Annotated in this window: 10 protein-coding genes; 4 read left to right on the top strand and 6 right to left on the bottom strand. The window is 68.4% G+C overall.

From position 1 onward, the window contains the following. From VEG08_13775 to VEG08_13755, 5 genes are all read right to left on the bottom strand, one after another. A partial coding sequence (locus VEG08_13775) for a thiamine pyrophosphate-dependent enzyme (protein ID HXZ29057.1) occupies window positions 1-1,835 on the bottom strand: 1,835 nt, incomplete at its 3' end. Between the two features lie 274 nt (window positions 1,836-2,109). Further along, window positions 2,110-2,334 carry a LuxR C-terminal-related transcriptional regulator gene (locus VEG08_13770; protein ID HXZ29056.1) on the bottom strand — a complete coding sequence of 75 codons (225 nt, stop codon included), beginning with the start codon at window positions 2,332-2,334 and terminating at the stop codon, window positions 2,110-2,112. A gap of 98 nt (window positions 2,335-2,432) precedes the next feature. After that, window positions 2,433-2,852, bottom strand: a complete 420-nt coding sequence (locus VEG08_13765) for a hypothetical protein (GenBank protein HXZ29055.1) — start codon at window positions 2,850-2,852, stop codon at window positions 2,433-2,435. A 218-nt stretch (window positions 2,853-3,070) separates the two neighbouring features. After that, window positions 3,071-3,913, bottom strand: a complete 843-nt coding sequence (locus VEG08_13760) for a hypothetical protein (GenBank protein HXZ29054.1) — start codon at window positions 3,911-3,913, stop codon at window positions 3,071-3,073. 134 nt (window positions 3,914-4,047) lie between these two features. Continuing rightward, a complete protein-coding gene (locus VEG08_13755; GenBank protein ID HXZ29053.1) occupies window positions 4,048-5,025 on the bottom strand; it encodes a metallophosphoesterase in 978 nt (325 codons plus the stop codon). 141 nt (window positions 5,026-5,166) lie between these two features. On the opposite strand from VEG08_13755, the gene VEG08_13750 reads away from it, so the two are divergent. The 3 genes from VEG08_13750 (at window position 5,167) to atpB (ending at window position 9,077) form a co-directional block, all read left to right on the top strand. Next, window positions 5,167-6,975, top strand: a complete 1,809-nt coding sequence (locus VEG08_13750; protein HXZ29052.1) for an FAD-binding oxidoreductase — start codon at window positions 5,167-5,169, stop codon at window positions 6,973-6,975. Between the two features lie 28 nt (window positions 6,976-7,003). After that, window positions 7,004-8,230 (top strand): hypothetical protein, encoded by a 1,227-nt coding sequence (locus VEG08_13745; protein ID HXZ29051.1) that lies wholly within the window; start codon window positions 7,004-7,006, stop codon window positions 8,228-8,230. A 112-nt stretch (window positions 8,231-8,342) separates the two neighbouring features. Continuing rightward, window positions 8,343-9,077, top strand: coding sequence for a F0F1 ATP synthase subunit A (gene atpB / locus VEG08_13740; GenBank protein ID HXZ29050.1), 735 nt, complete (start codon window positions 8,343-8,345; stop codon window positions 9,075-9,077). A gap of 25 nt (window positions 9,078-9,102) precedes the next feature. Here atpB and VEG08_13735 read toward each other — a convergent pair whose 3' ends face one another. Further along, complete coding sequence (locus tag VEG08_13735) at window positions 9,103-9,435, bottom strand: RNA-binding protein (GenBank protein HXZ29049.1); 333 nt, start codon at window positions 9,433-9,435, stop codon at window positions 9,103-9,105. A 252-nt stretch (window positions 9,436-9,687) separates the two neighbouring features. Here VEG08_13735 and VEG08_13730 point away from each other — a divergent pair, with 252 nt between their 5' ends. Further along, the gene (locus VEG08_13730) at window positions 9,688-10,320 is read left to right on the top strand and encodes a class I SAM-dependent methyltransferase (GenBank protein HXZ29048.1); all 633 of its coding nucleotides are present in this window, start codon (window positions 9,688-9,690) and stop codon (window positions 10,318-10,320) included. Window positions 10,321-10,578: the final 258 nt, after the last annotated feature.

The raw sequence follows: 10,578 nt of genomic DNA, 5'->3' as shown, positions 1-10,578 counted from the left end.
GGCAGGAGCACGACCACGCCCGAGAGCAGGCCCCACTTGTCCTCGCCGGCGGAGATGAACTGGTCGAGGATGACCTGGGCGCCGTTGGCGAAGTCGCCGAACTGCGCCTCCCACAGCACCAGGGTCTCGGGATAGTCGCGGCTGTAGCCGTACTCGTAGCCCAGCACCGCCGCCTCCGAAAGCTCGGAGTTGTAGATCTCGAAGCGCGCCTGGGTGGGCGCGAGGTGAGCGAGCGGGATGTGGACCTGCTCGCTCCGGGTGTCGATGAGGGCGGCGTGGCGCTGGTTGAAGGTGCCGCGGCGGGTGTCTTGGCCGCTCATGCGGACGGGCACGCCCGCGGTGACCAGGGAGGCGAAGGCCAGGGCCTCGGCCATGCCGTAGTCCACCGGATGCTTGCCCGCGCCCATGCCGCGGCGCTGCTCCAGCAGGCGCTTCACCTTGGGATGGATGGCGAAGTCCTGGGGATAGCGCGTGAGGCCCTCGGCTAGCTTCTCCAGTTCGGTCGCGCGCAGGCCGGTGTCCACTTCGTAGCTGGGTTCGTACTTGCCGCCGGCGTAATCGTCCCAATAGGCGGGCAGGCGGCGCAGGGTGGGGCGCTTCTCGATGGTCTTGGCCTGCTGCTGGGCGGCCTCGAGTTCCTCGCGCACGCGGGCGGCGAGGGCGGTGGCGTCGGTCCCGATCTTCTCCGCGTAGAGCTGCCAGAGCGGCGGATGCTCCTGGATCTTGCGGTAGAGCACGGGCTGGGTGATGGAGGGGTCGTCGATCTCGCTGTGGCCGTGGCGGCGATAGCCGATCAGGTCCACCACCACGTCGCTGGAGAAGGTGTAGCGGTACTCCAGCGCCATACGGGCCACGCGCACCACCGCCTCCGGCTCCTCGGCGTTGACGTGGAAGATGGGGATGGGCAGGCGCTTGGCCAGGTCGCTGGCGAAGCGCGAGGAGTGCAGTTCGGCGGGGTTGGTGGTGAAGCCGATGAGGTTGTTGACGATGACGTGCAGCGCGCCGCCCACGTTGAAGCCGTCGAGGGCGGCCAGGTTCAAGGTCTCGGCCCAGATGCCCTGGCCGGCGAAGGCGCCGTCGCCGTGCAGCAGGATGGGGAGGAAGCGGGCGCCGTCCGGGTCGCCGGCGCGGAGCTGCTTGGCGCGGGTGCGCCCCAGTACCACCGGGTCCACCGCCTCCAGATGGCTGGGATTGGAGACCAGGTGGATGTTGAGCTTGCGGCCGGAGGCGGTGAGGTGGGTGCCGGTCGAGCCGACGTGGTACTTCACGTCGCCGCCGCCCAGCACGCTGCGCGGGTCCACGTCCTCGAAGCCGGCGAAGATCTCGGCCACGCGGTTGCCCACGGTGTGGGCCATGACGTTCAGCCGGCCGCGGTGGCTCATGCCGATGACCGCCTGCTCGGCGCCGCGCGCGGAAGCGCCTTCCAGCACCTCGTCGAGCAGGGGGATGAGCGCGGTCACGCCCTCTAGGGAAAAGCGCTTGGTGCCCAGGTAGCGGGCCTGCAGGACCTGCTCGAAGAGGTCGGCGCGGAGGAGGCGCTCGAGCAGACGCGGGCCGTCCACGCTGGGCGCGGCGCCGGCGACCTCCATGCGCTCTTCGATCCAGCGGCGGCGCGCGGGGTCGGGGATGTGCTGGAACTCGGCGCCGATGGCGCCGCAGTAGATGCGGCGTGCCTGGTCGGCGGCGGGGCCGGAGAGGCGCAATTCGGGATGCGGCTGAGGCGGCATCTGGCCCAGAGGATCGAGCGCCGCTTCCAGGTAGCCCCAGCGGCGGAAGAGGTCGAAGACCTGCTCGCGCGCGGCGGGCTTGGGCGGGTCGGCGGTCTGGGTTGCCAAGTTCGGGATCCTCGGTGATTGGATGGAGCTCGACCCCACCGCGGTGCAGGCGCGCACCGGGCTCGATCTTCGATTATAGCGATGCGCGCCCGAAGAAAACGCAAGGTCCTTCCGGCTCGTGCCCGCGCGGCCCGCAAGCGGGCCGGAGAAAAACCTCGCAGGCACGAGCGCAGGATGACAATCCAACAAGACGCCGGTTGCGCGCACAAAAAAACTGCGCGCGGAGGCGGTGCCTCCGCGCGCGGAGCCAGCTTGCGTCGAGCCGTGCGGCGGACTAGGCCGTGCCGTCCACGCCCATCAGGCGGGCCAGCAGCGCGGTGCGCTGGTGGATCCCGGTCTTCTGATAGACGTTCTTGAGGTGGTCCTTCACCGTGTGCTCGGTGATGTTGCAGCGGTTGGCGATCTCCTTGTTGGGATGTCCCTGGGCCAGGAGCAGGACGATCTCCTTTTCCCGCTCGGTGAGGGGCATGGTCTGCAGCCTTTTGTGCAACTGATTCATGACTCACTCCTTCTGATTCTGGCGGCCGGAGCCGCGTTCGATGCTTCTCGCGGTGCGATAGGTTCCAAGAGTGCGGATTACGGAGAAGTGGCGAACGATCAGGCTTGGGGAGGAGAACGGCCGCGGACGGGGGGGACGGGGTCGATGTGATGCGAGGCGAGGTCGGTGACGCACACGATCCCCAGGACGCGCAACCTCCCGGCGGGGGCCTCGGGATGGGCCAGCGCGGCGGCGGGCGTGATCAGTTGCCCCAGCGGCACGCGCTTCTGGACTTCCAGGTTCTTGGCCAGGAGCTGGTCGGAAGAGGGCTCTTCCAGGAACTCGCGGGCCGCGCGCACGTCGTCGCTGACGGAGATGACGGGGAAGATCAGCACCAGGATGGCGGCCAACACCAGCACGCCCGCCATCCACTCGTCCCGGCTGCGTAAGGCGCGCCCGCGGTAGCGCGGCCGGCGCAGCCACCACACATAGGCTGCGACGACTACCGCCAGCCAGCACAGGTTCAGCGCTAATTCCATGGAGCGAAAATCCCCACCTTCGGCGGCCCTACTTTAGCACAGTAGTCATAGATTCCGCGCCCGCCTCCGCGGTTGCCTGAAAAATCGTCCGCCGAACGGAGGGCCTACCCTCCCAAACCCCTTGACCTGGCGAGAGTTGCGGAAGTTGTTTCCGGCCGGCGCGGAGCGCCGGAGCGGGAAGGCAACCTCCTCCGGAGGAGCAGTCCGCCGGGGCGGCGTCAACCCCGCGGGCCGGGGCCGAGCGAGCCGGTGGGGGGCAGGCCCCGCCACTCGTCCTCGGGCACGCGGATGGGCCCGAAGGGGCTGGCCGCCGGCGTGGCCCGCAGCCTCCAGGGAGAGTCGTGCCTGGGACAGCTCTCGCGCAGGTGATAGCGCATGCGCTCCTGGCGGGCGAAGGCGTCGGCGAAGTTGGTGAGGCCGTCGGTGCGCATGTGCAGGTCGGCATGCTGGCCGCAGTTGGGGCAGGTGACCGGCCACAGCGAGCGCAGTCCCTTGAGCACCTTGTGCACCTGGCCTTCGGTAGTCACGAAGACGGTGTAGGCCTTGGCCTCGCGGGAGCGCTGCAGCGCGGATTCGCAGCACAGGGTGACCTCCAGGTGCAGTTGCAGGGCGCCGCTCCACACTACGTCGGGCAGATAGAAACCGTGGCGGTCTCCGGAGCGGACCACCAGGTGCTTGTGCAGGGTGAGGGGCCGGCGCTCCTGGGCGCGCACCACCACCCGGGTCACCACCGCACTGGGGGCGCCGATGTTGGCCACCTGCACCCGCGCCCGGCCATGGCTGGCGCGCACGCTGAACTTGATGCCCAGCTCGTTCTGGCGGCGGAGCACCTCCTGCAGCAGGAGCAGACCCTGCTGGGTGGTGCGCAGGTACTCGGCCGTGGTTCCCACCAGCAACATCACGGCGAGGAAGCCGAGCAGGGCCGCCGGCCGGGCGGGATCGTCCCAGTAAGTGAGGAAGAGCACCACCGCCAGGAGGATGAACAGGGCCAGGCCGCAGGCCAGCCAGTAGCGTTTGAGCCAGTCGCCGAGAGCGCCGGCGACGCTGGTAGATGCGAGCATGGCGGCAACCTCCAAACTCAGCATAGCCCGGCGGGGCGGCGCGGGAGCGGAGGGGCAAGAAGGGATTGAGGGGCAGGATGCCACACCGGGATCGGTTCCAAAACGGGACGGGGGCGAGGGCTATCGCCTCTCCCCTAAGGGAGCTTCACCAACCGGACGGTGACGTCGGCGCCGTGGACCGTGACGATCAGGTAGTGATAGAAGCCGTGGTCGCCGGACTCGAGAGGCGCGCCCGCCCCCCCGGTGACCAGATAGCGCGGTCCGGAGCCGGCGCTTCCGGCCATGGGATCCTGCAGGTCATCCGGGGCCTGCGGATTGTAGTAAAGATGCTCGTGGGCGGAGAAGACGGCCTTGACGTTGGGATACTGGCTGAGGATCGCCTGCAGGGCGGCGGCGCTGGCGGCGTCGAGCTGGTTCTTGGCCTTGCGCGCGTGTACGGAGTGGTGCATGAAGAGGAATACGTTGGCCTGGTGGCGGCTGGCGGCCAGATCGTGCGCCAGCCACCGCCGCTGGGCCGGAGAGATGTAACCGGGATCCAGGGTGCCGGAAGGCTCGTCGGTGGGCGCGCGCGGAGAGCGCACGACCTCGGGAGGCGCGATCTCTTCCGTATTCAGCGCGATGAAGTGCGAATTGCCGTAGTCGAAGGAGCCGTAGGGCAAGCCGACCATCTCGGCGTACCAGGTGGTCATGGTGGCGTTGGGGACGTCCTGGGCGTCGTCCATCTCATGGTTGCCGGGAGCGTTGAAGATGGGGACGCCGGCGGAGTGAAGCACGCTGAAGATGGCCTGGTATTCGGAGCGGATGGTGGCCTCCTGGGTGGGGTCCTTGCCTTCGATCAGGTCGCCGCAGGAGAGCGCCAGGACCGGCTTGGGGTCGGCGGCGGCGAGATCGGCCGCGATGGCTTGGATGGTGGGAGTGGGCCCGTCCTTGGCCTTTTTCGGGCGGTTGTCGCCAAACACGTAGAAGACGAAATCGGCAGCCCCGGGCGCCGCCGCGAGGTTCGCGGAGTTGGGAAGGGGGCGCAGCGGGCGAGCCGGCTCCAGCGGAGCGCAGCCGCCCACCAGAACAAAGAGCGCGAGCACGCCGGCTTGCACCCTCGTGGTGATGGTCATGGGCGCCCATGGTAGGTCGGGAGGGCGAGAGAAGCAACCGCATTGCCCCTCCGAGGTTGCGCTTTCCTTGATCGGCGGGCGCCTGTATCATCCGCACCACGCATCGGCGACCAGACCAAGCGGCGCGGCCCGGGGGTGAGCATGGACCGAAGAGATTTCCTGAAGTTCGTCGCCATGTTGTCGGCCAGCGCGGTGGCGCGTTCCGCCGCAGAGAGTTCCGGCGCTGCCTTTCGCCGCGTGCGGCCGGGCGATCCGGAGTGGCCCTCGGCCGCGGAATGGGAGGAGCTGCGGGGGAAGCTGCAAGGGGACCTGTTGAAACTGTCCTCGCCGTTCACGGCCTGCGGCGACGCCTCCAACCCGGGCTGCAAAGAGATCCTCGAGAACCTCAAGAACCCCTACTTCCTGGGCGATACCCCGGCGCTCACGCAGACCTCGGGCTGGCTGGACCATTGGAAATCGATGCCGAGCGTCTACGCGGTGGCCGCCAAGAGCGCGCAGGACGTTGCCGCCGCCGTGGACTTCGCCCGCCAGCGCCGCCTGCGGCTGGTGGTGAAGGGCGGCGGCCACAGTTACCAGGGAACCTCCAACGCCCCCGATTCGCTGCTCCTCTGGACGCGTCCCATGGACCACCTCCAACTGCACGACTCCTTCGTCCCCCGAGGATGTGAAGGCAAGCAGGCGGCCGTGCCCGCGGTTTCGGTGGGCTCCGGATGCATCTGGATGCGGACCTACAATGCGGTGACGACCGAGGGCGGGCGCTACGTCCAGGGAGGAGGTTGCGCCACCGTCGGGGTCGCCGGCCTGATCCAGAGCGGGGGCTTCGGCAGCCTCTCCAAGCGCTTCGGCACCGCGGCCGCGGGCCTGCTGGAGGCGGAAGTGGTCACGGCCGACGGCGCCGTGCGCATCGCCAATGCTGCCACCGAGCCGGAGCTGTTCTGGGGGCTCAAGGGAGGAGGCGGCGGGAGCCTGGGCGTGGTTACGCGGCTCACCCTCCGGACGCACGAGCTTCCGGAGTTCTTCGGAGGCGCCTTCGGCAGGGTGCGCGCGCACTCCGAGGCCGCCTTTCGCCGCCTGGTCGTGGAGACCGTCCGCTTCTATGGAAGGTCCTTGTTCAACCCGCATTGGGGCGAGCAGATGGCCTTCCGCAGGGACAACTCCCTGAATATCGCCATGGTCTTCCAAGGGCTCGATCAGCATCAGGCCGAGGAGGCCTGGAAGCCGCTCCTGGATTGGGTGGCCGCGTCTCCGCGGGACTACTCCTGGGAGCCGGCGCTGGGCATCACTGCGCTGCCCGCCCGGCACTTCTGGGACCCGGTCTTTCTCAAGAAAAACTATCCCCAGTTCGTCTTGTCGGACGAGCGTCCGGGGGCGCCGGCCACCAACGTGTTCTGGAGCGGGAACCTGGGCGAAGCGGGACAACTCCTGTACGCCTACCGGTCCGTGTGGTTGCCGCAAGGGCTTCTGGCTGCCGGCCAGCAGCAACGACTGGCCGACACTCTGTTCGCCGCCAGCCGCCACTGGAACGTCTCCTTGCACTTCAACAAAGGCCTGGCGGGCGCTCCACCCGAGGCACTGGCCCGCTCCCGCGACACCGCCACCAATCCCGCGGTGCTCGACGCCTTTGCCCTGGTGATCATCGCCAGCAATGGGCCGCCGGCGTTCCCCGGCATGCCTGAGGCGCATCTCGATGTCAGCGAAGGCCGCCGCAACGCCCAGGCGGTCGATGAGGCGATGAACCAGGTCCTGCGCCTGGTGCCGCGGCCGGGCTCGTATGTCTCGGAGAGCGATTTCCGGGAGCCGGATTGGCAGCGCTCGTTCTGGGGATCCAACTACCCCAGGCTGGCGGCGGCCAAGCGCAAATACGATCCCGAAGGACTCTTCTTCGTCCACCATGGCGTGGGCAGCGAAGCGTGGAGTGCGGACGGGTTCACGCGCTCCGCGAAGGGCTAGCGGAAAGCGCGGCGGCGGCAGGAGCCACATGGAGAGCATCTACACCGTCAAGGACGGCTACCTGGAGTTCAGCCCCGCGCTGTTCGAGCGCTGCATGCGCGAGTACCTGGAAGACCCCGGCCTGGAGGTGCGGGCAGCCGGCTACCTGGGCGAGGTGGGGGTGACCGCCACCACGCGGATGAAATACAGCGGCGAGCAGGACGCCCTGCGCGGCCTCTTCCACTACCGCATCGCCTACCGCTCGCAGGGGCGGGCGCGCACGGTCGAGTTGCTGGTGAAGTCCAAGACCCACTACCGCGAGCTGGTCGCCCGGCTGGCTGGGGTCCTGGTCAAGAGCGGGATCCAGCTCCCGGACGTGGCCGGGCTGCTGGCGCAGACCGAGCTCTGCAACACCCACATGAAGGAGATCAACGTCTTCCGCCTGCAGCGCTCCAACCCGGCCTTCACGCGGGTGCTCCCCGTGGTCTACGGCACCTATGTGGACGATGCCCGCGAACAGTATCTGGTGCTGGGGGAGTTCCTGTCTGGGGCCTACGTGATGAAGGACTACACCGACCTGGCGGGCTGGGACGAGCCGCGTATCCGGCGGATGGTGCACGACTTTTGCGGGATGCACGCCGCCTTCTACGGCGACTACGAGGCGCTGGTCGCGCAGGGCTGGCTGGGCAAGACCATGGACGCCGGGGTCATGCAGAAGCTCACCCCGCTATGGCGCGCCTACGCGGAGAAGCTGCGCTACTTCGTGGGACGGCTCTTCGACCAAGCCTATCTCGACCGGCATCTTGGCTGGATCGACGCCATCCCCGAGTGGTGGGGCCGCATCGACCGGATGAAGAAGACGCTGATCTTCAACGACGCGCAGATCCGCAACCTGGCGGTGCGCGATCCCGGCGGAGACCCGCGGCTGGTGTTGTTCGACTGGGAGTGCGCCAGCATCCAGCTCCCGCAGCGCGACCTGGTCGAGTTCCTGAGCTACGCGGTCAGCGCGCAGATCAGCGATGCTCAGATCGATGCCCTGATCGAGAGCGCCCGCCTGGAGCTGGCGGAGCGCAGCCACCAGAAGATCGACGCGCGCGCGTGGCTGGAGGGGTTCCGCGACTCCGTCTACGACCTGCATGTGAACCGCATGGCCTGCCAGCTCACGCTGCACATCACCCTGAACCGGCCCGACATCGAGCGCGTCTTCCGCGCCTCGCTGCGCATCCTGGAGCGCCTCGAGCAGGCGCTGGGAGGAAGCCGTGCGGCGAGCGCGTGAGCATGCCGGGGACGACCGCGCCGCGCTTGGTTCGCCGCGGGAGCGTATGGTATAAGGACAGCAGGCCCGCATCGCGGGCCGCCAGAACGCCAGCGAGCGACCGCCCACCTCCATGCCCCACCAACTCTGGTTCACGGCGATCCTGAACAAGCTCTTCGGGGGCGTGGTGACCTGGGTGCTGCTCGCCCTGGGCCTCCACCCGGAGTACCCGCAGGCGCCCATCCCCAACTTCGTGGCCATGCAGGTGCTGATCGCGCTCTTCCTGCTGGCGGTGTTCCTGGTGTTGCGCTCACGGCTTTCGGTGGAGAACCCCAGCTCCCTGCAGCACATCTTCGAGGGGCTGCGCGGCTTCGTGCAGAACCAGAGCCGGGAGATCATCGGGCATCACAGCGAGGGCTTCACTCCCTTCCTGCTCTGCCTGGGACTGTTCATCCTGGTCGGGAACCTGATGGGCATGATCCCCAGCCTGGAGTCGCCCACCGAGACCCCCAACGTGCCTCTGGGCCTGGCGGTCACCGCCTTCCTCTACTATCACGGGCAGGGGATCCGGCGGCTGGGCCCGCTGAAGTACGTGAAGACCTTCATGGGGCCGGTGCTGCTGCTGGCGCCGCTGATGCTGCCCATCGAGCTGATCAGCCACTGCGCCCGTATCCTCTCGCTCACCGTGCGCCTGTGGGCCAACATGTTCGCGGGAGAGCTGGTGGGCCTGGTCTTCTTCTCCATGATCCCCATCGGCATCCCGGTGATCTTCATGGGCCTGCACATCTTCGTTTCCTTCCTGCAGGCCTACATCTTCGTGCTGCTGACCACGGTGTACCTGCAGGGCGCGGTCTCCGAAGAGCACTGAGAAGCGGCGCCGGCGCGGAGCCGGATCAGTAGCGGCCGTAGCCGCCGCGGCCACCGCCGCGTCCACCGCGGCCTCCGCCGCGCGAGTCCCGCCCGCCGCCTCCGCCGCGCTCCACGCGCGGGCGCGCTTCGTTCACGTTGAGCGCCCGGCCGCGCAGCGTGCTGCCGTTGAGGCTGGCCATCGCCTTCTCCGCCTCGCCGTCGTTCGCCATCTCGACGAAGGCGAAGCCGCGGGGCTGGCCCGTGTCCCGGTCCCGCACCACCGTCACCTTGTCCACTTGGCCGTGCGCTTCGAAGGCGGCCCGCAACTCTTCCTCGCTGGTGTCGAAGGAGAGGTTTCCCACATAGATGTTTTTCATAGTTTCCTCAATCGTGGATTTTGACTGGTCGCGTGTTCTCGGGCGAGTAGAGGGCAGGTGAGAGACAACCTCAAGATGCCAGCGGCTGGCCGCAAAGGCACACTCCAACCCGACCACCATAGCACGTTCTGGCGACCTGGTCATCCCTTCCGGCGGTTCCCCGCACTCGTCATCGGCGTCACCACCCCTGTTCGGAAGCTGCCCCCCGGCCGCTCCGGGACGGGGATCCTCCCGCGTTATAATCCGCCAGCCATGGGGTGGTCGCGGAGGGAGAGGATCTTCCGGCGCATCTACCGCGAGAATGCCTGGGGAGGCAGCGAATCGCGGTCGGGGCCGGGCTCGAGCGAGGAGCGCACCCGCGGCCTGCGTCCGCGGCTGACGCAACTGGTGCGCGAGCTGGGAGTCCGCTCCCTGCTCGACATCCCCTGCGGCGATTTCCACTGGATGCGCCTGACCGAGCTGCCCGGGGTGGAGTACATCGGCGCCGACCTGCTCCGCGAGCTGGTGGAAGGGCTGGCCGCGCACGCCCGCGCGGGGCGCCGTTTCCTGCGTCTGGACCTGCTGCGCGACCCGCTGCCCAAGGTGGACCTAGTGCTGTGCCGCGACGCTCTGGTGCATTTCTCCTTTGCCGACAGCGCGCGGGCGCTGCGGCGACTGCGGCAAAGCGGCTCCACCTACCTGCTGACCACCACCTTTCCCGCGCAGGCCGGCAACCGCGACATCGTCACCGGAGACTGGCGCCCGCTCAACCTGGCGCTGCCGCCGTTCCGCTTCCCCGCCGCGCTGCAGCTTCTCCCGGACCCACCCGGCGCCGGCAGCGCCTACGCCGACAAGTCGCTGGGGCTGTATCGCCTGGCCGACCTGCCCGGGCTGGACGGCAAGTGATGGGGAAGAGTGGGGAAGAACGGCGCGCCCGGAGAGATTCGAACTTGAGCCGTTTTGCGGGCGTGAGGGAGGCGAGGCGGAGCCGAGCGGGAGCCCGCAGGCGAAGTCCCGAGCGTAGCGAGGGATCTGGGGAAGAATGGCGCGCCCGGAGAGATTCGAACTTGAGCCGTCTTGCGGGCGTGAGGGAGGCGAGGCGGAGCCGAGCCGAGCGGGAGCCCGCAGGCGAAATCCCGAGCGTAGCGAGGGATCTGGGGAAGA

The organism is Terriglobales bacterium, assembly GCA_035624475.1.
Lineage (GTDB): Bacteria > Acidobacteriota > Terriglobia > Terriglobales > Acidobacteriaceae > DASPRL01.
This window is presented reverse-complemented; position numbering and strand designations above follow the sequence as displayed.